The organism is Acidovorax sp. CF316 (assembly GCF_000276605.1).
Classification (GTDB): domain Bacteria; phylum Pseudomonadota; class Gammaproteobacteria; order Burkholderiales; family Burkholderiaceae_C; genus Acidovorax.
Window position 1 is genome coordinate 1 of the sequence record NZ_AKJX01000008.1, and the last position, 21,939, is coordinate 21,939.

The 21,939-nt window shown below is 67.2% G+C and carries 24 protein-coding genes; 7 read left to right on the top strand and 17 right to left on the bottom strand.

Annotation, left to right across the window (positions count from 1 at the left end; translation table 11 throughout):
• The 12 genes from PMI14_RS00880 to PMI14_RS00935 form a co-directional block, all read right to left on the bottom strand.
• Window positions 1–851, bottom strand: an 851-nt coding sequence (locus PMI14_RS00880) for a sigma-E factor regulatory protein RseB domain-containing protein (protein WP_238541783.1), incomplete at its 3' end; no start/stop codon positions are given.
• Window positions 852–880: 29 nt separating this feature from the next.
• Window positions 881–1,534 (bottom strand): sigma-E factor negative regulatory protein, encoded by a 654-nt coding sequence (locus PMI14_RS00885; protein WP_007848146.1) that lies wholly within the window; start codon window positions 1,532–1,534, stop codon window positions 881–883.
• A gap of 58 nt (window positions 1,535–1,592) precedes the next feature.
• On the bottom strand, window positions 1,593–2,222 hold the full coding sequence (gene rpoE / locus PMI14_RS00890; RefSeq protein WP_035201873.1) for an RNA polymerase sigma factor RpoE: 630 nt from the start codon (window positions 2,220–2,222) through the stop codon (window positions 1,593–1,595).
• A gap of 14 nt (window positions 2,223–2,236) precedes the next feature.
• A complete protein-coding gene (locus PMI14_RS00895) occupies window positions 2,237–2,740 on the bottom strand; it encodes a hypothetical protein (protein ID WP_007848150.1) in 504 nt (167 codons plus the stop codon).
• A gap of 110 nt (window positions 2,741–2,850) precedes the next feature.
• Window positions 2,851–4,095, bottom strand: a complete 1,245-nt coding sequence (gene fabF / locus PMI14_RS00900) for a beta-ketoacyl-ACP synthase II (protein ID WP_007848152.1) — start codon at window positions 4,093–4,095, stop codon at window positions 2,851–2,853.
• A gap of 48 nt (window positions 4,096–4,143) precedes the next feature.
• Window positions 4,144–4,383 (bottom strand): acyl carrier protein, encoded by a 240-nt coding sequence (gene acpP, locus PMI14_RS00905; RefSeq protein WP_003058049.1) that lies wholly within the window; start codon window positions 4,381–4,383, stop codon window positions 4,144–4,146.
• A gap of 103 nt (window positions 4,384–4,486) precedes the next feature.
• Window positions 4,487–5,236: a 3-oxoacyl-ACP reductase FabG gene (fabG, locus tag PMI14_RS00910; RefSeq protein ID WP_007848198.1), complete on the bottom strand. Its 750-nt coding sequence runs from the start codon at window positions 5,234–5,236 to the stop codon at window positions 4,487–4,489.
• Window positions 5,233–6,183 carry an ACP S-malonyltransferase gene (gene fabD / locus PMI14_RS00915; protein WP_007848200.1) on the bottom strand — a complete coding sequence of 317 codons (951 nt, stop codon included), beginning with the start codon at window positions 6,181–6,183 and terminating at the stop codon, window positions 5,233–5,235. Before fabD ends, fabG begins: the two co-directional genes overlap by 4 nt.
• A gap of 56 nt (window positions 6,184–6,239) precedes the next feature.
• A complete protein-coding gene (locus tag PMI14_RS00920; protein ID WP_007848202.1) occupies window positions 6,240–7,217 on the bottom strand; it encodes a beta-ketoacyl-ACP synthase III in 978 nt (325 codons plus the stop codon).
• On the bottom strand, window positions 7,217–8,269 hold the full coding sequence (gene plsX, locus PMI14_RS00925) for a phosphate acyltransferase PlsX (RefSeq protein ID WP_007848205.1): 1,053 nt from the start codon (window positions 8,267–8,269) through the stop codon (window positions 7,217–7,219). Before plsX ends, PMI14_RS00920 begins: the two co-directional genes overlap by 1 nt.
• 108 nt (window positions 8,270–8,377) lie before the next feature.
• Window positions 8,378–8,560: a 50S ribosomal protein L32 gene (gene rpmF, locus PMI14_RS00930; RefSeq protein WP_005794249.1), complete on the bottom strand. Its 183-nt coding sequence runs from the start codon at window positions 8,558–8,560 to the stop codon at window positions 8,378–8,380.
• A 98-nt stretch (window positions 8,561–8,658) separates the two neighbouring features.
• Window positions 8,659–9,210 (bottom strand): DUF177 domain-containing protein, encoded by a 552-nt coding sequence (locus PMI14_RS00935; protein WP_007848215.1) that lies wholly within the window; start codon window positions 9,208–9,210, stop codon window positions 8,659–8,661.
• Between the two features lie 25 nt (window positions 9,211–9,235).
• On the opposite strand from PMI14_RS00935, the gene PMI14_RS00940 reads away from it, so the two are divergent.
• From PMI14_RS00940 to PMI14_RS00950, 3 genes are read left to right on the top strand one after another with little or no spacing between them, the layout of a single operon-like run.
• A complete protein-coding gene (locus tag PMI14_RS00940; protein ID WP_007848227.1) occupies window positions 9,236–9,835 on the top strand; it encodes a Maf family nucleotide pyrophosphatase in 600 nt (199 codons plus the stop codon).
• On the top strand, window positions 9,832–10,647 hold the full coding sequence (locus PMI14_RS00945; protein WP_007848230.1) for an SAM-dependent methyltransferase: 816 nt from the start codon (window positions 9,832–9,834) through the stop codon (window positions 10,645–10,647). The genes PMI14_RS00940 and PMI14_RS00945 overlap by 4 nt, the downstream gene beginning before the upstream one ends.
• Before the next feature lie 15 nt (window positions 10,648–10,662).
• The gene (locus PMI14_RS00950; protein WP_007848233.1) at window positions 10,663–11,844 is read left to right on the top strand and encodes a toxin-antitoxin system YwqK family antitoxin; all 1,182 of its coding nucleotides are present in this window, start codon (window positions 10,663–10,665) and stop codon (window positions 11,842–11,844) included.
• Here PMI14_RS00950 and PMI14_RS00955 read toward each other — a convergent pair whose 3' ends face one another.
• The 4 genes from PMI14_RS00955 to PMI14_RS00970 form a co-directional block, all read right to left on the bottom strand.
• Window positions 11,845–12,885: a S49 family peptidase gene (locus PMI14_RS00955; RefSeq protein WP_007848236.1), complete on the bottom strand. Its 1,041-nt coding sequence runs from the start codon at window positions 12,883–12,885 to the stop codon at window positions 11,845–11,847.
• A gap of 82 nt (window positions 12,886–12,967) precedes the next feature.
• Entirely contained in the window at window positions 12,968–13,345 is a 378-nt protein-coding gene (locus PMI14_RS00960; protein WP_007848237.1) for a Rieske 2Fe-2S domain-containing protein, read from the bottom strand.
• 30 nt (window positions 13,346–13,375) lie between these two features.
• A complete protein-coding gene (locus PMI14_RS00965) occupies window positions 13,376–14,047 on the bottom strand; it encodes an HAD family hydrolase (protein WP_007848238.1) in 672 nt (223 codons plus the stop codon).
• A 12-nt stretch (window positions 14,048–14,059) separates the two neighbouring features.
• Entirely contained in the window at window positions 14,060–15,070 is a 1,011-nt protein-coding gene (locus PMI14_RS00970; RefSeq protein ID WP_007848239.1) for an RluA family pseudouridine synthase, read from the bottom strand.
• A gap of 591 nt (window positions 15,071–15,661) precedes the next feature.
• Here PMI14_RS00970 and PMI14_RS00975 point away from each other — a divergent pair.
• The 4 genes from PMI14_RS00975 (at window position 15,662) to queF (ending at window position 21,579) form a co-directional block, all read left to right on the top strand.
• Window positions 15,662–18,847, top strand: a complete 3,186-nt coding sequence (locus tag PMI14_RS00975; protein WP_007848240.1) for a ribonuclease E/G — start codon at window positions 15,662–15,664, stop codon at window positions 18,845–18,847.
• Window positions 18,848–19,000: 153 nt separating this feature from the next.
• A complete protein-coding gene (gene yaaA / locus PMI14_RS00980; RefSeq protein WP_007848241.1) occupies window positions 19,001–19,780 on the top strand; it encodes a peroxide stress protein YaaA in 780 nt (259 codons plus the stop codon).
• Between the two features lie 8 nt (window positions 19,781–19,788).
• A complete protein-coding gene (locus PMI14_RS00985) occupies window positions 19,789–20,688 on the top strand; it encodes a 2OG-Fe(II) oxygenase (protein ID WP_007848242.1) in 900 nt (299 codons plus the stop codon).
• A gap of 39 nt (window positions 20,689–20,727) precedes the next feature.
• On the top strand, window positions 20,728–21,579 hold the full coding sequence (queF, locus tag PMI14_RS00990) for an NADPH-dependent 7-cyano-7-deazaguanine reductase QueF (RefSeq protein ID WP_007848254.1): 852 nt from the start codon (window positions 20,728–20,730) through the stop codon (window positions 21,577–21,579).
• A 33-nt stretch (window positions 21,580–21,612) separates the two neighbouring features.
• Here the strand turns inward: queF and PMI14_RS00995 are convergent, their stop codons facing one another.
• Window positions 21,613–21,873 carry a hypothetical protein gene (locus PMI14_RS00995; RefSeq protein WP_007848258.1) on the bottom strand — a complete coding sequence of 87 codons (261 nt, stop codon included), beginning with the start codon at window positions 21,871–21,873 and terminating at the stop codon, window positions 21,613–21,615.
• Between the last annotated feature and the right edge of the window lie 66 nt (window positions 21,874–21,939).

Below are 21,939 nucleotides of genomic sequence, written 5' to 3' on the forward strand. Positions count from 1 at the left end.
CCCGCCAGCCGCTTGTGGCAGCTTTGCGGCACAAAGCCGGTCACCGGCTGCCGCAGGCGCCAGCCCTCCTCCAGCGCTGTGGTCTTGGCCGCAGCCGGGGCGATCACCTTGTAGCCCGACACATCGTCCATCATGCGCGCGAGCTTGTCCATGGACACGGAGGCGTTAAAGTCGAGCTCGGAGAACGCCGCCTGCTCCAGCACCCTGCCGTCCGTTGCCAGGGTCTGCATCTTGACCACCAGGCCCGACCCCCTTTCGCTCCAGATGCGGTAGCCGAAACGCAATGCATCGAGCGGCTTGAACCAGACCACATCGGCATCCAGTCCCGCCACGCGCTCCTGCCCGAGCACCTGGGCTTCATAGTGCTTGGCCAGGGAGGTGCCTTGCACCGACGGCAATTGCGGGAAAAGACCCCGCGCATCCCCGCGCTCCGTGCGCACGGTGCGCTCCTCGGGCAAAAAGGTGCGCACCTCGTCGTTGCGCCGAAAGACCTTGCGCGGCGTGCCGCTCAGGCCATCCACGCGCTCAAGTTGCTGCTTGCCATCGCAGGCATTCCAGATGCGCGAGCTGAACATGGCGCCCGACGACGACAGCACCACGAAAGTGCCGACATAGGAGCGCTTGCGCGGCGCCTCGTGCATGCGCTCGATCCATTGGGCGATATCCCGCGCGGGGGTCACCACCGACATCGGCGGCAACGCCGATGCGGACGGCCCTTGCGCGGGCTGGGCCTGGGCGCACGGCACCGCACCCACGACCGCCAAGGCCGCACCCATCCACAACGCCACACCCGCGATCATTCGGCGCCACCACCGGCTTTCCGTGGCACCCACCAGGGCAAGATCAGGCATCAATCCGATTCCAAGGCAAGCGGCAGCCGTCAGCGGCTGGGCGAGGCAAACGTGGCGTTGCGCAGGAAGCCCGCAGGCATCTGCAGCGCCGAGGTGCTGCCGAATTGCTTGTGGGCAGCCAGCAGCTCATCCAGGCGCGGATCGCGGATCATGACCTGCTGCCCCTCGTTGTCGGCCACGGCGACCAGGGGCGCGGATGGCAGCAAGCCCTGGGGCTGCTGCGACGCCTGGATCACCGGCACCCCGGAAGACGCCAGCTGCGGACCAGACGCCCCGCGCCCACCCTGCAACGCACCGACCGACGACCACCCGATGGCCGCCACGGCCGCCAGGGAGGCCACACCGGCCACCATCTTCCAGCGGAACACCGAGGCGTTGGCCGCCGGCAGCTGCGCCTGCGCCACCACGGCCAACCCGGATTCGGGCGCCAGGGCCACCGGGCGCTGCACCGGGGCCTCCTGGGCCATCTGTTCGCGCAGGCGCGACAGCAGCACGCTGCTGCCATCGGCACGCGCCAGTTCGTTCGAACGCAGCACATCACCCACCAGGTGGTAGAGCTGCCACGTGGCCAAACCTTCATCGTCGCCCGTGCACGCCATGGCATCCGCAAACGCATCACCGTGCAATTGGCCATCGGCCAGTGCCGAAATCTGTTCGCGCTTCGCTGTCACATCATTGTTCATGGTTTCACCTGCATATCCGTCACCGAACACTGCTTCGCCCTTGCCGTACACCACACCATCACCACCTTTTGCCCGTCTGGTTTTCCAGCATCGGGCGCACGCGGGCCGAAATCGCCTCCCGCGCACGGAAAATACGCGACCGCACCGTGCCTATGGGGCACCCCATGGCGGCAGCGATCTCTTCGTAACTGAGCCCCTCGATCTCGCGCAGCGTCACGGCCTGGCGCAAATCCTCGGGCAGCGCCTCCATGGCGGCATTCACCGCCTGGGCGATTTCATTGGCCGCCAGCACCGTTTCAGGGGTCTCGTCGCTGGTTAGTTCATGCCCGACACGAGAAGTTTCATCTTCGTCATCGGCACCCCTCAGGGCATTTTCCGAAACCACCGGGTTGCGCTTCATGTCCATCAGCGCCTTCTTGGCCGTATTCACGGCAATCCGGTACAGCCAGGTGTAGAACTGGGCGTCCCCCCGGAACTGGTGCAAGGCCCGGTAGGCGCGGATGAAGGTTTCCTGCGCAATGTCCTGGATGATGTCCGTGTCGCGCACCATGCGGCCGATCAGGCGCTCGATGCGGCGTTGGTACTTGATGACCAGCAGCTCGAACGCCCGCTGGTCGCCCGCCACCGTGCGCTCCACCAATTGAAGATCGCTGTTGTCGGGTACAGGAGGCGGCGTTTGGGCAGTCATCAAATGGGGGTTCTTCACGCCTCTCGGCTGTGGATCGGCGCGAACTCGGCAGCACCCACGGTGCCCGTTCCGGCGCGCGAATATACCGCACGGCGCAGATCGGGCCAGCGCTCGGGCTGTTGGCGGCACTCCAGCCACAGCCAGGTGCGCGCTCGCCCGGGGGTGGCATGGGCACACACCCACAGATGGTCCTGCAGGTCCCACTGCACCTCGGGCGCGCCTTTCAAGGGCATCGGTGAGCCCCCAGGGAGCAGGCGGTCCAGCCACCATTGCTGGCCATCCCAGCGCAGCTCCCCGCAAAACTGGCCGAGCCACCAATGCCAGGCCGCCGCCACTGCGGCCAGCCAGGCGGCAGCACCGGCAGCGGCCACGAGCGCGCCCCGACCCGCTCCCACCAGCCACCAGGCCAGCAATGCTGCGCCCCCGGCCAGCGCCAGTGCCGCCAGCACGCCCCCCACGGCACGGCTGCGCCGCACCGGAAAGCGCACGGCAGGAGCACGGCGTGCCGTGGAACTCATGGAAGAAAAAGGAAGCGCGGGGCCATCATCGCCCTGCAGTTTGCCGCAAACCGCCGGCCAGCGCGCACCGCAGCCCCACGACAGGGGCCCGGCACGGAGGCAGCGGCCGCTCAGACCCGCTTGAACACCAGGGAGCCGTTGGTCCCGCCGAAGCCGAAGTTGTTCTTGAGCGCATAGTCCATCTTCAGATCACGGGCCGTATTGGCGCAGTAATCGAGGTCGCACTCGGGGTCCTGGTTGAACAGGTTGATGGTCGGCGGCACCTTCTGGTGGTGCAGCGCCAGCACGGTGAACACGCTTTCGATCCCGCCCGCGCCACCGAGCAGGTGGCCCGTCATCGACTTGGTGGAGCTGACCACCGTCTTGTAGGCGGCATCGCCCAATGCGGCCTTGATGGCATTGGTTTCATTGAGGTCGCCCAGGGGCGTGGAGGTGCCGTGCGCGTTCAGATAGCCCACGTCCTCGGGGTTGATGCCGGCGTTGCGCATGGCGCTGATCATGGCGCGGCGCGGGCCGTCCATGTTCGGTGCGGTCATGTGGCCGGCATCGGCGCTCATGCCGAAGCCGCTGAGCTCGGCATAGATCTTGGCGCCACGGGCCTTGGCATGCTCGTACTCCTCGAGCACCAGCACGCCCGCGCCTTCACCCAGCACGAAACCATCACGGTCCTTGTCCCAGGGGCGCGATGCCGTCTTGGGATCATCGTTGCGGGTGGACAGTGCACGCATCGCGGCAAAGCCGCCGATGCCCAGTGGGGACACCGTGGATTCCGTGCCACCGGCAATCACCACGTCAGCGTCGCCGTATTCGATCATGCGGCCACCCTCGCCGATGCAGTGCAGGCCTGTCGTGCAGGCCGTCACCACCGCCAGGTTCGGGCCCTTGAAGCCAAAACGCATGGACACATGGCCCGCCACCATATTGATGATGGAGGCCGGCACGAAGAACGGCGTGATACGCCGTGGTCCGCGGTTGGTCAGCTCGGCATGGGTGTCCTCGATCAGCGGCAGGCCACCGATTCCGGATCCGATCACACAGGCGATGCGCGTGGCGAACTCGTCGTCCAGCGCCTCTCCGGTGGGCAGCCCCGCATCCTGTATGGCCTGCGCTGCCGCAACAATGCCGAAATGGATGAAGGTGTCCATCGAGCGCGCATCCTTGGCGCTGATGTACGACTCCAGGTCAAGCCCCTTGACCTCCCCCGCAATCTTGCAGGCAAAGTTCGACGCATCGAACTTGGTGATGAGGTCAATGCCGGAATTTCCGGCGAGGACATTGGCCCAGGCATCTGCCACCGTGTTTCCCACGGGGCTGACGCAACCCAGGCCGGTCACGACAACGCGACGACGGCTCATGCGTAAAAACCTTCTGCTGATCGCTCAAGTCAGGCGCGGTGCGCCGGCTCAGGCCTTCTGATGGGTGTTGGCGTAATCGATGGCGTTTTGCACCGTCGTGATCTTCTCGGCGTCTTCGTCAGGGATCTCGATGCCGAACTCGTCTTCCAAGGCCATCACCAGTTCCACCGTGTCGAGCGAGTCGGCACCGAGGTCTGCCACGAAGGCCTTTTCATTGGTGACTTGGGACTCTTCCACACCGAGTTGTTCGGCAATGATTTTTTTGACGCGTGCTTCGATATCGCTCATGGTTTCCCTCTGGGGGTTGTGAATGAATCCGCGATTCTAGCCGCTTCAGGAGAAGCCCCTCAGCAGCCCGCCGTCCGGATGAACCGGCGTTATCTTTCAACAATTACATGTACATGCCGCCATTGACATGCAACTCCTGCCCGGTCACATAGCCTGCTTCACGCGAAGCGAGGTAGGCGACCGCATGTGCGATGTCCGAAGGCTTGCCCAGATGGCCCAGGGCGATCTGCGTTTGCAGGGCTTTTTGCTGCTCTTCAGGCAGGCCGGCGGTCATGTCGGTCTCGATGAACCCGGGGGCCACGCAGTTCACAGTGATGCTGCGGCTGCCCAGTTCACGCGCCAGCGCGCGCGTCATGCCGGCCACGCCGGCTTTTGCAGCAGCATAGTTGGCCTGGCCTGGATTGCCCGATGCACCGACCACGCTGGTGATGCTGATGATGCGTCCGAAGCGCTGCTTCATCATGGGCCGGATGGCGGCCCGGCTCACGCGAAAGACCGCCTTGAGGTTGGTGTCCAGCACCGCATCCCAGTCATCGTCCTTCATGCGCATGGCCAGGGTGTCGCGCGTGATGCCGGCATTGTTCACCAGCACATGCAGGCCACCCTGCTGCTTGACGATGGCATCGATGGTGGCCTCGATGGCCGCACCGTCGTTCACATTGAGATTGACGCCCTTGGAGCCCGGGTAGGCCGCCAGCGCCGCAGAGATGCGCGCCGCGCCATCGTCGGTGGTGGCCGTGCCGACCACCTGGTAGCCGCGCACCGCCAGCTCCAGCGCGATCGCCGCACCAATGCCGCGCGACGCGCCGGTGACCAGCGCCACCTGGGCGGGTTGTTGAACAGAATCCGTCATGCCAGCAACTCCCGTGCTTCGGCCAGCGAGGCCGTGTCAAATACTGCGGCACCGACCAGCTCGGGGTCGATGCGCTTGGTCAGGCCGGCCAGCACCTTGCCGGGGCCACACTCCACGATATGCGTCACGCCGCGCGCCTTGAGCGCCTGCACGCATTCCACCCAGCGCACGGCACCAAAGGCCTGGCGCACCAGCGCATCGCGGATCGCGTCGGCATCGCTGTGCACCGCCACATCCACGTTGTTGACCACGGGAATGGCGGGTGCCGCCAGCGCCACGCTGGCCAGCGCCTCGCGTAACTTGTCGGCTGCGGGCTTCATCAGGCTCGAATGGAAAGGCGCCGACACCGGCAGCAGCAGCGCGCGCTTGGCACCAGCCGCCTTGAGCACCTCGCAGGCCTTGTCCACGGCCGCCTTGGTACCGGCAATCACGGTCTGGATGGGGTCGTTGAAATTCACGGCCTCCACCACCTCGGCACTGCCGGGGCCGAACGCAGCCACCGCCTCGGCGCAACCGGCGATGACCCTGGAAGCCTCCATGCCCAGGATGGCCGCCATGGCGCCAGTCCCCACAGGCACGGCCTCCTGCATCGCGGCAGCACGCAGGCGCACCAGGGGCGCCGCCTGCGACAGCGTCAGCACACCCGCAGCAACCAGCGCGGAGTACTCACCCAGCGAGTGCCCGGCCAGCGCGACGGGCGCAGCGCCCCCCTCGGCACGCCACACACGCCACGCCGCCACACCGGCGGCCAGCATCACCGGCTGGGTGTTGGTGGTCAGGGCCAACGCCTCCTTGGGGCCTTCCTTGATCAGGAGGGCAATATCTTCACCCAGGGCATCCGAGGCCTCGCGCAGGGTCTCGGCCACCGCGGGGTGATCACCCCAGCCGTCGAGCATGCCGACCGACTGCGAGCCCTGCCCGGGAAAAACAAATGCAAATGACTTCATGCCAGCACAGATAGAAGAAAGGAATCGGGTACTGCAGGCCGCGCGCAGGCGGCAGGCTACAGCTTCAGGAGCACGGCGCCCCAGGTGAATCCACCGCCAACGCCTTCGAGCAGCAGCGTTTCACCCTTCTTGACCTGCCCGCTGCGCACCCCGTGGTCGAGCGCCAGCGGAATGGAGGCCGCCGATGTATTGCCATGCTGGTCCACCGTGACCACCACCTTGTCCATCGGCAGCTTGAGCTTGCGGGCCGTGCCCTGCATGATGCGGATGTTGGCCTGGTGGGGAATCAGCCAGTCCACATCGGCTTCGGTCAGGCCGGCCTTGGCCAGCACGGCGTGGGCCGCCTTTTCAAGCACCCCCACGGCCAGCCGGAACACGGCCTGGCCATCCATCTTGAGCACGGGATCGCCGAGCACCTGGCCACCCGAGACATTGCCCGGCACGCACAGGATGCCGACATGCTTGCCATCGGCATGCAGGTCGCTCGACAGGATGCCCGGCGTGTCGGACGCCTCCAGCACCACGGCCCCGGCGCCATCACCGAACAGCACGCAGGTGGTACGGTCCTTGAAATCCAGGATGCGGCTGAACACCTCGGCGCCGATCACCAGGGCGCGGTTGGCAGCGCCGGTCTGGATCATGGCATCGGCCACCGACAGCGCATAGACGAAGCCGCTGCACACGGCCTGCACATCGAAGGCCGGGCAGCCATTGGCACCCAGCTTGTTCTGCAGAATGCAGGCGACCGAAGGAAACACCATGTCCGGCGTGGACGTGGCGACGATGATCAGATCGATGTCCTGCGCCTGCAGGCCCGCGGCCGAGAGGGCATTGCGGGCCGCTTCCAGACCGAGGTCGCTGGCCGCCACGTCGGGGGCCGCAAAATGCCGCGCCCGGATTCCCGTGCGCTCGACGATCCACTCGTCCGAGGTTTCGATGCCATCGCGGGCCAGCTCGGCCACCAGGTCGGCATTCGTGAGCCGGCGCGGTGGCAGGTAGCTGCCAGTGCCGGTGATGCGGGAATAGCGTCTCATTAATGTGTCGTCGCCGCTGCAGGCCGGGGCTGGGCATCGGCAGGGGCCAGGAGCGGCGCTGCGTGCGCAATCCGGGCCCGGACACGGTCGAGCAGGTTGTTGCGGGCTGCATCATACGCCCGGTTCAGCGCCTGCTCGAAGGCCATGGCGTCGGCCGAGCCGTGGCTCTTGAACACCAGTCCGCGCAACCCGAGCAAGGCGGCGCCGTTGTAGCGCCGGTAATCCATGCGGGTCATGAGCGCTTTTAGCACCGGATAAGCAATGATGGCAGCAGCTTTGGTGAAGATGTTCTTGGAAAACTCATTCTTGAGCCCACCAATCACCATGGCCGCAACCCCCTCGCTGGCCTTGAGCGCCACGTTGCCGACAAATCCGTCACAGACCACGATGTCCACCGTGCCCTTGAAGATGTCATTGCCTTCAACGTTTCCGTAAAAGTTGAGATCACCCGCTTCGGCCGCAGATCGCAGCAGTTCACCCGCTTTTTTGATAACTTCGCTGCCTTTGATGATCTCCTCACCAATATTGAGCAAGCCAACGGTCGGCTCCCCGCCATCATCGCGCAGGGCCGACACCAGGGCCGAGCCCATGACCGCAAACTGCAGCAGGTGCTCAGCCGAGCAGTCCACATTCGCCCCCAGGTCCAGCACCGTGGTGGCGCGCCCCTGGTTGTTGGGCAGTTGGGTGGCAATCGCGGGCCGGTCGATGCCGTCCAGGGTCTTGAGCAGGTAACGTGCAATGGCCATCAAGGCGCCGGTGTTGCCAGCCGAAACCGCTGCTGCTGCCGTGCCATCCTTGACCTGCTGGATGGCCACACGCATGGAAGAGTCTTTTTTACGGCGCAGGGCCACCTCGACGGGATCGTCCATGGCCACCACTTCGGTGGCGGGGACGATGGTGGCGCGGTCGTGGGAAAAATCGTGCAGACTGTCCGCCAGGCCGACCAGCAGCAAGCGGGCATCCGGGTGATTGCCAAGGAACTGACGGCACGCCGCGAGCGTGACGCGGGGGCCGTGATCGCCCCCCATGCAGTCAACAGCCAGTGTGATCATGGGCGACTTGTCCGGCCAACAGCGCGGGCCGGAAGATGGATACAACGGTCAAAACAAAGGCCCGCGCTACAAACTCAGTAGCAACGGGCCTTTGAGGGGTACTGAAGATCAGGCTTCAGACTTGTTCTTGAGCACCTGGCGGCCACGGTAGAAACCGTTGGGGCTGATGTGGTGGCGCAGATGGGTTTCGCCGGTGGTAGGTTCCACAGCAATGCCCGGCACATTCAGGGCATTGTGCGAACGGTGCATACCGCGCTTGGAAGGGGACTTTTTGTTTTGCTGAACGGCCATGATGGCTCCTGGTCTTAAATAGGTTGGTAAATACGCGATGGGCCCATAGAAGACACGAGGGGATTCGCGCGAAGCCCTCGATTATAGCCCAAATGGATTCAGTGCTTGTGGCTGTCTTTTTTGAGGCCTGCCAGCGCCGCAAATGGATTGGGCTTGTCCGCGTTCGCTTCCTCGAAGTCGTCATCCGACGATGCCAGCGGCACGGCCGTAGGGCACTCGTCGTGCTTGGGCACCACGGGCAGCGCCATCAGCAGCTCGTCCTCGATCAACTCGTGCAGGTCGAACTCGCGGCTCATGGCCAGCAGGTCTTCTTCGCTCTCGTCGTCGAGGGCCTCGGCCGTGGCCTCGTCGGCCACGAAACGGAAGGCGCGGTCCACCTCCAGCGGCACGTCCACGGGCGTGAGGCAGCGCTGGCATTGCATCGGGAAGGCGGCACGCACCTTGAGCACCAGCCACACCTGGCTGGCCCCACCGAGCGCCGTGCGCACTTCTCCCTGTGCCTGCCAGTCCACCAGCAGGTCGGGATGCAGGCCCCGGGCCTCCTGGGCCAGGCGCTCATACTTCAAAAGGGAATCATGGCCGGCCAGGCGCGCGCCAGCCAAAGCAAACGCCTTGACGTCGAGCCGGTCCACTGAGAATTCCTTGGTCATGGCGGCAGTGTAAGAGAATCAGCGAATGCATCAATCCCCCGCCCTGCAACGCCCTGTGGTATTGGGCTCCACCTCGCGCTACCGGCGCGAACTGCTGTCCCGCCTGAACCTGCCTTTCGAAGTCGCCTCGCCCGAGGTCGACGAGACCCCCGCCCCCGGGGAAGCCCCACGCGATCTGGCCCTGCGCCTGGCCCTGGCCAAGGCCCGGGCCGTGGCACGCCTTCATCCCGAGGCCGTGGTCATCGGTTCCGACCAGGTGGCGGACCTGGCGGGCCAGCCCCTGGGCAAGCCTGGCACCCATGAGCGCGCCGTGCAGCAACTGCGCCAGATGCGCGGGCAGACCGTGATTTTCCAGACCGCCGTGGCCACCGTGTGCCAGGCCAACGGCTTCGAGCAGGTGGACATCGCCCCCGTGGAAGTGCGCTTTCGCGATCTGTCGGACGAGGAGATCGAACGCTACCTGCGCGCCGAACAGCCCTACGACTGCGCCGGCAGCGCCAAGAGCGAGGGCCTGGGCATCGCCCTGCTCGACGCCATCCACAGCGATGACCCCACAGCCCTCATCGGCCTGCCGCTGATCCGCACCTGCCGCATGCTGCGCGCCGCCGGGGTGGTCCTGCCATGAGCACGCGCCCCGCCACACCCGTGGACGCGCCCGCCCATGCCGCCGCCAGCGGCACGCTGTACCTGGTGCCCGCCCCGCTCGACTTCGGCTGCGACGTGGAAATCCCACTGCAGGAAGCCCTGCCCGCCGGCACCCTGCAGCAGGCGGCTCAGCTCACCCACTGGGTCTGCGAGAACGCCAAGAGCACCCGTGCCTACCTGAAGCGCATCGATGCCCTGCACCCCTTGGCCGCCCCCCTGCAGCAGCAGCAGATCACCGAATTGCCGCGCGAGGTGCACAAGAAGGGCGACCACGGCGACAAGGGCTCGGCCCACTTCGACGCCAAGCCCCTGCTGGCGCCCGCCCTCGCCGGCCACGCCATGGGCCTGGTCAGCGAGGCCGGCATGCCGGCCGTGGCAGACCCGGGCTCGTCCTTGGTGCGCGCGGCGCACGACCTGGGTATCCCCGTCGTGCCGCTGGTGGGCCCGGTCTCGCTGCTACTGGCCCTGGCCGCCAGCGGCCTCAACGGCCAGAGCTTCGCCTTTGCCGGCTACCTGCCGCAGGACGGGCAGGAGCGCACGCAGCGCATCCGCGAGCTCGAGTCCCTGGCCCTCAAGACCGGCCAGACCCAGCTCTTCATCGAGACGCCCTACCGCAACCCCGCGCTGTGGCAGGCCCTGGTACAGACCCTGCAGCCCCACACCCGCCTGGCCCTGGCCAGCGGGCTGACCCTGCCCGACGCGCAGATCCGCAGCCAGCTCGTGCGCCAGTGGCGTGCCCAGCCCCTGGTACCCGGCAACCGCACGCCCATGGTGTTCGCCCTGGGCCGCTGACCCCTCCTTCACGCCATGCAACGCCTGCCCGCCCTTCTGCTTCTTGCCCTGGGCACCTGCGCCACGGGCGCAAACGCCATCATCCGCTGCGAATTCAACGGCAAGCCGGTCAACCCCAGCAATGGGGCTGAAACCGCCGGCCTGACCGGCCTGCTGCGCTGCCGCGACGAGAACACCGGCCAGCTGCAGCGCGAGCAGGAGCTCAAGGACGGCAAGTACCTGGGCAAGGAACGCTTTTTCGACCGGGAGGGCAAGCTGCTGCGCGAGCGCAGCGTGAACGAGCGCGGCAACAGCCAGGGCCGTGTGGCCGAGTTCTGGCCCAACGGGCAGCTCAAGCGCGAGGAATTCGCCGAGAACGGCAGCACCGTCGGGGCGGTGCGCCGCTTCGATGGCAATGGCCGGCCCGAGCGCCTGTCCTTCCACACCGGTGGGCAGGAGCAGTTCGTCATCGAATACAACGCCGCCGGCCAGCCCACGCGGCTGCAGTGCCCACGCACCAGCGTCCTGCCCGAAGACCGCAAGCCCTGCGGCTTCGAGGGCGCCGTCGACACCCCGCTGTTCACCAGCGCGGGTGCCAAGACTGGCCAGGTGCGCTACGACCAGGGCCGGCTGCTGCTGTCCACCGAATGGACAGGCGAGGGCCTGGTCGCGCAGCAGATGCTCTTCGAGGAAGGCCGACGCGTGCACCGCAGCTTTTTCACCGAGGGCGGCAAGAGCGTGCTGCGCGAGGAGCGCATCTTCCTGCCCGACGAACAGCGCTTTCTGCGCGACACCCGTGGGCCACTGCACAGCCTGCGCCGCTTCGGCAGCACTGGCCAGCTGACCGAGCAGCACAGCTATGCCGACGGACGCGAGGTGCTGCTGGAGCGCTGGTACCTGAACGGAGCGGCGCGCGAGCGCTCGACCATGACCGGCACCGGCGAGGCCGCCCGCATCCAGCGCGAACTGCGCGACGACGAGGGCCGGCTCACGCGCAAGGAAACACTCACCGAACAGCAGCAGCGCACCGGCGTGCAGCAACTGTTCTACCCCAATGGCCGCCTGGCCCAGGAAGACCGCTACACCGCGCCCGACGCCCGGGGCCGCACCCGGCTGGAGGCGCGCAAGCAGTGGGATGACTCGGGCAAGCTGCTGGCCGACGACACCATCCTCGAAGACGGCTCACGCCAACGCAAGGCTGGCGGACTGGATTCCTGATCAGCGCAGTTGCGGCCCGGCAGACATCATGGCCTTGGCCGCGCCGATGCCCATGGCCGCGCCGAAGCGCTTGGCCAGGCGTTCGGCCACATTGTCACGGCGGGTGTAGTCGATGATCTCCTCGGCCTTGACCACTTCGCGCGCCACGAAGTCGAGGTTGCCGAGCTTGTCGGCCAGTCCCATCTCCACGGCCTGCTGGCCGGTCCAGAACAGGCCGCTGAAGGTCTCGGGCGTGGTCTTGAGCCGATCGCCCCGGCCCGCCTTCACCACGGCGATGAACTGCTGGTGGATCTGGTTGAGCATGGCCTGCGCATACTCGCGCTGCTTTTCGGTCTGGGGACTGAAGGGATCGAGGAAGCCCTTGTTCTCGCCCGCGGTGAGCAGGCGGCGCTCCACACCGAGCTTTTCCATGATGCCGGTGAAGCCGAAGCCATCCATCAGCACGCCGATGCTGCCCACGATGCTGGCCTTGTCCACGAAGATCTCATCGGCCGCTGCCGCAATGTAATAGGCAGCCGAGGCGCAGGTCTCCTCGACCACGGCATACACCGGCTTGTTGTACTTGGCCTTCAGGCGCACGATCTCGTCATTGATGATGCCGGCCTGCACCGGGCTGCCGCCCGGCGAGTTGATCAGCAGCACCACGGCCTGGGAGCCCTCGTCCTCGAAGGCGCTGCGCATGGCCGCCACCACGAACTCGGCACTGGCCTCGGCCCCCGAGGCGATCTCGCCCTTGACGTCCACCACCGCCGTGTGCGGCGTGCTCTTGCTGGCGCCCGTCGACGCCTGGCGCATGGCCCCCCAGGCCAGCGCGACGATCAGGAACAGCCATGCGAAGCGGAAAAAGATCTTCCAGCGCCGGGCCGAGCGCTGCTCGCTGAGCGCCGCAAAGGCCAGCTTCTCCAGCGTGGCACGCTCCCAGCCGGGCTCCTGCGCCGCCGCGCGGGCGCCGGACGGGGCGGCCGATTGCGACCACAGGTCCTGCGAAGGGGGAAAATTCTTGTCGGAACCCGGGGTTCCGGGCTGTTGCGGATCGGTCATTTCAGGCCTTTTGAGACACCGTGCACCCCGGGCAGGCAGGGGTGCAGAAAAACAGGGGCATGCCCGTTCGGATCATCATGCTCTAGAACACGACGGGCTGGAGGTTGTAGGCAGTATGCCAGTGCACCACACCGTCGGACTCCGAGAGGGTGATCTTCACCAGGCCGCCCCGGCAGGGCCCGCCCGCACACTGGCCCGTGTCGGGCAGGTAGGCGGCGCCATGCGTGGCGCACAGCAGCCAGTTGCCGGAATCGTCGAAAAAACGGTCCGGCTGGTAGTCCATCTCCATCGCCACGTGCGTGCAGCGGTTGAGGTAGGCGTGCGGCGCCCCGCGGTAGCGGATGGCGAAGGCGCGGCAGGTCTGGCCGGCGTAGGTCACATCGAACGGCACCGCAAGGCCGCCGTCCGCCAGGTCGGCGCTGTTGCACAGGGCGATGGGGGCGGATTCGGTGGTGCTCATGGCAGGACAGCAGTGGCGCGGGGGTTCAGATCAGCCATTGGCCCGCAGCCAGTCATGCAACTCGCGCACGGAATGCGCCACGGCCAGCGGCTGCAGCACATGGAAGGCGTCGGGCTCATGGGCGCCATAGCTCACCCCCACGCTGGCACAGCCGGCGTTCAGCGCCATCTGCAGGTCGTGCGTGGTGTCGCCGATCATCAGCACGCGCTCGGGCAGCACATCGAACTCGGCCATCAGCTCCTGCAGCATCAGCGGGTGGGGCTTGCCGGCTGTCTGGTCGGCCGTGCGCGAACCGTCGAACACGCCCTTGAGGTCCTTGGAGTGCAGCACGTCGTCCAGCCCGCGCCGGCTCTTGCCCGTGGCCACCGTGAGCAGGTGCCCGGCGTCGCGCAGGTCGGCCAGCATGGGCAGCACGCCCTCGAACAGGCTCAGGTCGTCCTGGTGCTGCAGGTAGTGGAAACGGTAGCGGTTGCCCAGCTCGGGGTATTTTTCGGGCGGCACATCGGGCGCTGCATGGGCCAGCGCCTGCATCAGCGCCATGCCGATCACGTACGAAGCGGCCTTGTCCGTGGGCACGGTGCCGCCCACGTCCTTCACGGCCGCCTGGATGCAGCGCACGATGATCTGCGTGGAATCGAACAGGGTGCCATCCCAGTCAAAGGCAATCAGGTCGAAGCGGCGGGGACGGGACGTGGGGCGCATGGAGGAAGGCACTCAGGCAGAAGGGACAAAATCGGCCAGTTCGGGCGGCAGTTCGGCGTTGAGCGCTACGCGCTCGCCATTGGCCGGGTGGTTGAACTGTAACCTCCAGGCGTGCAGGAACATGCGCCGCATGCCCAGCTTCTGCAAGCGTTTGTTCAGCTCGAAATCACCGTACTTGTCGTCCCCGACGATGGCGTGCCCCTGGCTGGCCAGGTGCACGCGGATCTGGTGCGTGCGCCCGGTCTTGATGGTCACCTCCAGCAAGGTCATGGCCGGCAGGCCCTGCTCCTGGCGCGCGGGCACCTTCTGGCGCACCTTGACCAGGGTGATGGAGCGCATGCCATCGGGGTCGTCGGCCGTGGTCACGCGCACCCGGCGCTCGCCATCGGCCTGCAAATACTTGTGCAGCGGCAGGTCGATGACCTTGTTGCTGGCAGCCCACACGCCCGTGACCAGGGCCAGGTAGGTCTTGCCGGTCTCGCGCTCGCGGAACTGGTCCTGCAGGTGCGTGAGCGCCGAGCGCTTCTTGGCCACCAGCAGGATCCCCGAGGTGTCCCGGTCCAGCCGGTGCACCAGTTCCAGAAATTTCGCGGCCGGCCGCGCCTGGCGCAACTGCTCGATGACGCCGAAGCTGACCCCGCTGCCGCCATGCACGGCCACGCCTGCGGGCTTGTCGAGCGCGATCACATGCTCGTCCTCGAGCAGGATGGGAAATTCGCGCGCGGGCGCCGGGCGCTCGGCCTTCTCGGCCACCTTCTCGGAGACACGCACGGGCGGCAGGCGCACCTGGTCGCCCGCCTCCACCCGGGTGTCGGCGCTGGCGCGGCCCTTGTTGATGCGCACCTCGCCGCTGCGGATGATGCGGTAGACATGCGTCTTGGGCACGCCCTTGAGATGCCGTATCAAAAAGTTATCGAGGCGCTGGCCCGCCGAGTCCTCGTCGACCTCGACGAGCCGGGCGGCTGGCGGGTTGGAAGCCGGGGCGGGACCGGACGGCGGTTTGCCCCCTATAATGTGTTTCACCTGCGCGTTGCTGTGTAAGTGGTTGATTTGTCTGGAGTTTAGTCCACACGACCGCCACACGGGCGCAGGCCGGTCGATGCCAGCGGGTGTCGCCCACGCAGATTGCAGGCCAGATGCCTGCAATGGCCTGGGCGCCAGCCGGCGGGCTGACAGATTGAAACACTGATACGGAATCCCCCAAGCTGGCAGATGCGCCCCACCAGGGCAAGGTCTGCCAGCGGATCGAAGCGAGCATGTGGTTGTTGATGGCCTGGATTGTGACCTTGTGGCGGTGGCGCATGCCCCTGGCCATGCGCGCGCAATGGCAAGGGCCTGTGGCATCCACCCGGCAAGCGCAACCAGCCGCCTTGTTCGTGGCAAAACTGCGCCTCTCCCACTCGCCCCCTTCCACGCGCCCCTGCCTTTTGCTGCCGCGCTAACGCGCGGCAGGCTTTCGGCATCCCCGGCAATTCCCTTCGTTTCGACGCGTCAGTCCAGGCATTCACGGCTCCTGTAGAGCTTGTTCAATGGTTTGGAACTGCGGGTGGCAGCCCGCTGCAGCACTGATGGCTGCGCCGCTGCCCACCGCGAAACACAAGAAGGAATCGCATCATGAAGCGGATGCTCATCAACGCCACGCAGCCCGAAGAACGGCGCCTGGCCATCGTCGACGGACAAAAGCTCCTCGACTACGAGATCGAGATCGAGGGGCGCGAGCAGCGCAAGGGCAACATCTACAAGGCCGTCGTCACGCGCGTCGAGCCTTCGCTGGAAGCCTGCTTCGTCGACTACGGCGAAGACCGCCACGGCTTCCTGCCGTTCAAGGAAATCTCGCGCAGCTATTTCGCCCCTGGCGTCTCCCCCAGCCAGGCACGCATCAATGAAGTGATCCGCGAAGGCCAGGAACTGCTGGTCCAGGTCGAAAAGGAAGAGCGCGGCAACAAGGGCGCAGCCCTGACCACCTTCGTCTCGCTGGCCGGCCGCTATGTGGTGCTGATGCCCAACAACCCTCGTGGCGGTGGCGTCTCGCGCCGCATCGAGGGCGAGGACCGCGCCGAGCTCAAGGAGGCGATGGACCAGCTGGAATACCCCAACGGCATGTCCATCATCGCGCGCACCGCCGGCATCGGCCGCACCGCGCCCGAGCTGCAGTGGGACCTGAACTACCTGCTCAAGCTGTGGAACGCCATCGACGGCGCCGCCAAGGGCGGCAAGGGCGCCTTCCTGATCTACCAGGAATCGAGCCTCGTCATCCGCGCGATCCGCGACTACTTCAACAACGACATCGGTGACATCCTCATCGATACCGACGACATCTACGAACAGGCGCAGCAGTTCATGGCGCACGTCATGCCCGAGCATGCCGCCCGCGTGAAGCGCTACCGCGACGACGCCGCCCTGTTCAGCCGCTTCCAGATCGAGCACCAGATCGAATCGGCCTACGCACGCACCGTGCAACTGCCCTCGGGCGGCGCCATCGTGATCGACCACACCGAAGCGCTGGTCAGCGTGGACGTGAACTCGGCCCGCGCCATCAAGGGCGGCGACATCGAGGAAACCGCCACCCGCACCAACCTGGAAGCCGCCGACGAAGTGGCGCGCCAGATGCGCCTGCGCGACCTGGGCGGCCTGATCGTGATCGACTTCATCGACATGGAGGAGAGCAAGAACCGCCGCGAAGTGGAAAACCGCCTGCGCGACGCGCTGCGCCAGGACCGCGCCCGCGTGCAGTTCGGCACCATCAGCAAGTTCGGCCTCATGGAAATGAGCCGCCAGCGCCTGAAGCCAGCGCTGTCCGAAGGCTCCTCCATCCCCTGCCCGCGCTGCGGTGGCTCGGGCCACATCCGCGACACCGAGTCCTCGGCGCTGCAGATCCTGCGCATCATCCAGGAAGAGTCGATGAAGGACAACACGGCCGCCGTGCACTGCCAGGTGCCGGTGGAAGTGGCCTCGTTCCTGCTGAACGAAAAGCGCACCGAGATCGCCAAGATCGAGCTCAAGCAGCGCGTGGCCGTGCTGATGGTTCCCAACAAGACGCTGGAAACCCCCAACTACCGCCTGGAACGCCTCAAGCACGACGACCCGCGCCTGGACCACATCGAAGCCAGCTACAAGCTCGCCGAGGAAGTGGAAGACCCCACGGCCGTGACGCGCCGCTCGCAGGAGCCCACCAACAAGCAGACTCCGGTGATCAAGGGCGTGCTGCCCGACGCACCCGCCCCGCAGGTCGAGCCCCGCCCCGAAGGCACGGCCCGCCCCGCACGCGCCGGCCAGGGCCAGCGCCCCGCAGGCACACCAGCCGCCGCTGCCCCCACGCCCGCACCGGCACCTGCTGCAGCTGCCCCGGCCGCGCCGCAGGAGCAAGGCATCCTGGCCTTCATCAAGGGCTTCTTCGGCTTCGGCGACAAGCCAGCAGCACCGGCCCCGGTGGCAACCCCTGCCGCCGCGCCCGCACCTGCCGCGGCAGAAGCCACCGCCCGTGAACCCCGCCGTGATGGCCGCGGTGAAAGCCGTGGCGGACGCCGCAGCAACCGCGACGCGCCTGGCCGCAGCGATGGCCAGCGCGAAGGCGGCGGCCGTGACGGTGGCAACCGCGATGGCGCCGCAGAAGGCCGTGGCCGCCGCGGTGAACGCTCGGCCGAAGGCCGCGCACCGCGCGATGCCGAGGGCCAGGGCAACCGCCCACCCCGCGAAGGTGGCGAGCGCCGCCCCGAGGGTGAAGGCCGCGAGGGCCGTGAAGGACGCGGCGGCCGCAATGGCCGTGGCCGCAACGACGGCGAAAGCCGCAACCAGGCCAACGGCGCTGCGCTGAATGGCGAGCAGGCCGCTGCAGTTGCCGGCGCCCAGGTGGAAGGCCCGATCGGTAGTGGCGCCGACGCCGCCGCCGGCCAGCCCCCCCGTGGCGAGCGCGGCCCCCGCCGCGAGCGCGGCGACGGCTCCGGCCGCCGTGAACGTGGCGAGCGCGGTGAGCGCGCCCCCCGCAATGCCGAGGGCGCTGAACAGGCGGCACCGGCCGGCGACTTCGCCGATACCTCGCCGCTGGCGCTGCTGCCCGACCTGGACCTGACCGGCAACGAGTCGGCCAACGCCGCTGCAGGCAGCGAAGAGCAACGCCGTGAGCGCCGCTCGCGCGACCGCTACGGCCGCGACCGCCGCGAACGTGGCGAGCGCGGTCCGCGCGACAATGCCGAGGGCGCAGCCGCACCGGCACCGGCAGCAGCCCCGCTGCTGGACTTCGATACCTCGGCGGTCCCAGCCCCCGCGGCCGAGCCCCAGGACGATGCACCACGCCGCAGCTACTTCAGCGCCCCTGCCGAAGCCGCAGCACCCGTGGCAGCCCCTGTGGCAGCGCCCGTGCAGGAAAGCACCCCTGCCCCGGTCGCACCAGTCGCAGCAGCACCCGTCGCCCCCGTGCCAGTGGCACAGGCACCAGCCCCTGTGGCAGCACCCGTGGTTGCCCCTGTGACAATGCCTGTGGCCGCCCCGGCGCCCGCAGCCGCCGCCCCGGTGGCGGCAGCCCCGGCCCCCGCAGCCGGCCTGCCCCGTGTGCAGGCATTCACCCTGCCGCTCGGCGAGCTGCAGCAGGTTGCCGAGTCGTCGGGCCTGCAGTGGGTGAACTCCGATGCCGCAAAGATCGCCGCCGTGCAGGCTGCGATCGCAGCAGAGCCCAAGCCCATCCACGTGCCGCGCGAGCGTCCACCCGTGGTGGTGGTCGACGAGGGCCCGCTGGTGCTGGTGGAAACCCGCCGCGACCTCTCGGCGATGAAGCTGCCTTTCGAGCAGCCACCGGCCGCCTGATGCGGTGAGTGCACAAGAAGGCGGCCTCGGCCGCCTTTTTGCTTTTCGGGCCCCCCTTTGCGCAGGCGCATGGCCGATGCCGGTATCCTTGCGGCCACGCCCGCCGGTGCCCCACTTTCCTTTTGTTCGACCTCGACGAACCACCACGCCACCATGCTGTTCCTGCTGTCCCCCGCCAAGTCGCTGGACTACGAAACCCCGCTGCCACCCGACCTGCCGCACACACTGCCGCAGTTCGTGCCGCAATCCAAGGACCTGATCAAGGTGCTGCGCGAGAAGTCGCACCAGGACATCGCCACGCTGATGTCGCTGAGCGACCCGCTTGCCGCACTGAACGTGGCGCGCTACCAGGCCTGGAAGCCGCGCTTTACCGACACCAACTCGCGCCAGGCCCTGCTGGCCTTCAATGGCGACGTCTACGAAGGCCTGGACGCGCGCACGCTGGGCAGCGAAGACCTGCAATGGGCACAGGACCATGTCTGCATCCTGAGCGGCCTGTACGGCCTGCTGCGCCCGCTGGACCGGATGCAGCCCTACCGCCTGGAGATGGGCACGCGCCTGGCCACCGAGGCCGGCAGCAACCTTTACCAGTTCTGGGGCGACCGCATCGCCAGGCACCTCAATACCCGGCTGCGCGCCGACACCACGCCGGTGGTGGTGAACCTCGCCTCGCAGGAGTACTTCAAGGCCGTGGACACCAAGGCCCTCAAGGCGCGCGTGGTCGAGTGCGTCTTCGAGGACTGGAAGGGTGGCATCTACAAGATCATCAGCTTCCATGCCAAGCGCGCGCGCGGGCTGATGGCGCGCTACGCCGTGACCCAGCGCATCGCCACCCCGCACGGCCTCCAGGGCTTTGGCCTGGAAGGCTACACTTTTGCTCCCGCTGCCTCCCAACCCGAGCGCCTGGTGTTCCGGCGCAAGACCAACGTGTGAGATCTGCCATGGCATCGTCTTCCGAACAGTCGCCTTCCACCACCAGCACTGCCGCTGCGGCACGCCAGGCCATCACGCCCGAGCTGCGCCGCTGGATCGTCGAACAGGCCGAGGCCGGCTTTGCCGCGCCCGTGGTGCTGCAATCCATGCGCGATGCCGGTTGGAACGAGGACGTGGCCGCCGAGGCCCTGGAAATCACGCTGCAGGACCACCTCAACGCGCTGGCCGAGCAGCAGGGCCAGCCGCCCGCCGTGAGGGTGCCCGAACCCCTGCTGGACGAATCGCCGGCCCAGATCGACGCTGGCGACCGCGCTGTGAACATCCTGCTGGCCATCGCCAAGCCGCGCATCGTGGTGTTCGGCAACCTGCTCTCTGCCGAGGAATGCGACGCCCTGATCGCCGCGGCCGCGCCCCGCATGGCACGCTCGCTCACGGTCGCGACCAAGACCGGCGGCGAGGAGGTCAACGACGACCGCACCAGCGACGGCATGTTCTTTCAGCGCGGCGAGAACCCGGTGGTGCAGCGCATTGAGGAGCGCATCGCCCGGCTGCTGGATTGGCCCATAGAGAACGGCGAGGGCCTGCAGGTGCTGCACTACCGCCCCGGCGCCGAGTACAAGCCGCACTACGACTATTTCGACCCGGGCGAGCCGGGCACGCCCACCATCTTGAAGCGCGGCGGGCAGCGTGTGGGCACACTGGTGATGTACCTCAACACGCCCGAAAAGGGCGGCGGCACCACCTTCCCCGACGTGCACGTCGAAGTGGCTCCCCAGCGCGGCAATGCCGTGTTCTTCAGCTACGAGCGCGCCCACCCTGCGACCCGCACGCTGCATGGCGGCGCACCGGTGATTGCCGGCGAGAAATGGATCGCCACCAAGTGGCTGCGCGAGCGCGAATTCAAGTAAGGCGGCACCACCGCCCAGCCAACCAGGGAAGCACCCGCCATGAACGACAACACCCCCGAGCAATCCCAGCTGGGCAAGGCCTCCGCCTATGTGGACCAGTACGACGCCTCGCTGCTGTTCCCCATCCCGCGCGCCGGCAAGCGCGCCGAGATCGGCATCACCGCAGCCCCGCCCTTCTTCGGCGCGGACCTGTGGACGGCCTTCGAGCTGTCCTGGCTCAACCAGCGCGGCAAGCCGCAGGTGGCCCTGGTGCACATCACCATCCCCTGCGAGACGCCGAACATCGTCGAGAGCAAGTCCTTCAAGCTCTACCTGAACAGCTTCAACAACACGCGCTTTGCCGATCCGTCCGAGGTGCAGGCGCGCATCCGCACCGACGTGAGCGAGGCCGCCTGGCGCGGTGCCGAGCACCCGGCCACGGTGGGCGTGCGGCTGCTGCTGCCGGAGATGTTCGACCAGGAACCGGTGCACGAGCTCGACGGCCTGAGCCTGGACCGCCTGGACGTGGAGTGCACCCACTACCAGCCCGCGCCACACCTGCTGCACGCCGTGCATGACGAGCCCGCCGTCACCGAAGTGCTCACCAGCAACCTGCTCAAGAGCAACTGCCTGGTGACCGGCCAGCCCGACTGGGGCAGCGTGCAGATCCGCTACACCGGCGCCCCCATCGACCAGGAAGGGCTGCTGCAGTACCTGGTGAGCTTTCGCAACCACAACGAGTTCCACGAGCAGTGCGTGGAGCGCATCTTCATGGACCTGTGGACACGCTGCAAGCCGCTCAAGCTCACGGTCTACGCGCGCTACACGCGCCGCGGCGGCCTCGATATCAACCCGCTGCGCACCAGCCACCCGCAGGCCCTGCCGGGCAACGTGCGCACCGCACGGCAGTAAACACCTGAGCCGGCGCGACCTCTCAGGTGGTGTTCACGCCCTGAGCCAATCGCATCGCAACTTGTTCAAGCGGTGCGCCCGGGCACGCCAGCCCACGTAGAGGCTGGGCAACAGAGTCCCGGCAAAACACAGGGGCGCAGCCCAGGCGTCACCCAGCGCGCACGTGGGCACCCAGCCCACCCAGCCCATGAGCCAGAGCGTGAGGACCATATCCCACAGGTGGTATTCCAGCGGATGCTCCACCCGGTGGTCCACATGCCATTGCTTGATGCGTTGGAGCTCCTTGAGCGTCATGACCATCTCCCGCCAGAGGAATGATCAATGTAAGTTTGACGTAAGACTTCGTCAAGCCCCCCCGCC

Coding starts and splice junctions, on each gene's coding strand:
- PMI14_RS00950 (WP_007848233.1), top strand. CDS start 10,663: ATGCAACGCCTGCCCGCCCTTCTGCTTCTTGCCCTGGGCACCTGCGCC.
- acpP (WP_003058049.1), bottom strand. CDS start 4,383: ATGAGCGATATCGAAGCACGCGTCAAAAAAATCATTGCCGAACAACTC.
- PMI14_RS00995 (WP_007848258.1), bottom strand. CDS start 21,873: ATGACGCTCAAGGAGCTCCAACGCATCAAGCAATGGCATGTGGACCAC.
- fabD (WP_007848200.1), bottom strand. CDS start 6,183: ATGAAGTCATTTGCATTTGTTTTTCCCGGGCAGGGCTCGCAGTCGGTC.
- rpoE (WP_035201873.1), bottom strand. CDS start 2,222: ATGACTGCCCAAACGCCGCCTCCTGTACCCGACAACAGCGATCTTCAA.
- yaaA (WP_007848241.1), top strand. CDS start 19,001: ATGCTGTTCCTGCTGTCCCCCGCCAAGTCGCTGGACTACGAAACCCCG.
- PMI14_RS00945 (WP_007848230.1), top strand. CDS start 9,832: ATGAGCACGCGCCCCGCCACACCCGTGGACGCGCCCGCCCATGCCGCC.
- PMI14_RS00965 (WP_007848238.1), bottom strand. CDS start 14,047: ATGCGCCCCACGTCCCGTCCCCGCCGCTTCGACCTGATTGCCTTTGAC.
- PMI14_RS00940 (WP_007848227.1), top strand. CDS start 9,236: ATGCATCAATCCCCCGCCCTGCAACGCCCTGTGGTATTGGGCTCCACC.
- PMI14_RS00975 (WP_007848240.1), top strand. CDS start 15,662: ATGAAGCGGATGCTCATCAACGCCACGCAGCCCGAAGAACGGCGCCTG.
- fabG (WP_007848198.1), bottom strand. CDS start 5,236: ATGACGGATTCTGTTCAACAACCCGCCCAGGTGGCGCTGGTCACCGGC.
- plsX (WP_007848205.1), bottom strand. CDS start 8,269: ATGATCACACTGGCTGTTGACTGCATGGGGGGCGATCACGGCCCCCGC.
- queF (WP_007848254.1), top strand. CDS start 20,728: ATGAACGACAACACCCCCGAGCAATCCCAGCTGGGCAAGGCCTCCGCC.
- rpmF (WP_005794249.1), bottom strand. CDS start 8,560: ATGGCCGTTCAGCAAAACAAAAAGTCCCCTTCCAAGCGCGGTATGCAC.
- PMI14_RS00885 (WP_007848146.1), bottom strand. CDS start 1,534: ATGAACAATGATGTGACAGCGAAGCGCGAACAGATTTCGGCACTGGCC.
- PMI14_RS00955 (WP_007848236.1), bottom strand. CDS start 12,885: ATGACCGATCCGCAACAGCCCGGAACCCCGGGTTCCGACAAGAATTTT.
- PMI14_RS00920 (WP_007848202.1), bottom strand. CDS start 7,217: ATGAGACGCTATTCCCGCATCACCGGCACTGGCAGCTACCTGCCACCG.
- PMI14_RS00960 (WP_007848237.1), bottom strand. CDS start 13,345: ATGAGCACCACCGAATCCGCCCCCATCGCCCTGTGCAACAGCGCCGAC.
- PMI14_RS00895 (WP_007848150.1), bottom strand. CDS start 2,740: ATGAGTTCCACGGCACGCCGTGCTCCTGCCGTGCGCTTTCCGGTGCGG.
- fabF (WP_007848152.1), bottom strand. CDS start 4,095: ATGAGCCGTCGTCGCGTTGTCGTGACCGGCCTGGGTTGCGTCAGCCCC.
- PMI14_RS00985 (WP_007848242.1), top strand. CDS start 19,789: ATGGCATCGTCTTCCGAACAGTCGCCTTCCACCACCAGCACTGCCGCT.
- PMI14_RS00935 (WP_007848215.1), bottom strand. CDS start 9,210: ATGACCAAGGAATTCTCAGTGGACCGGCTCGACGTCAAGGCGTTTGCT.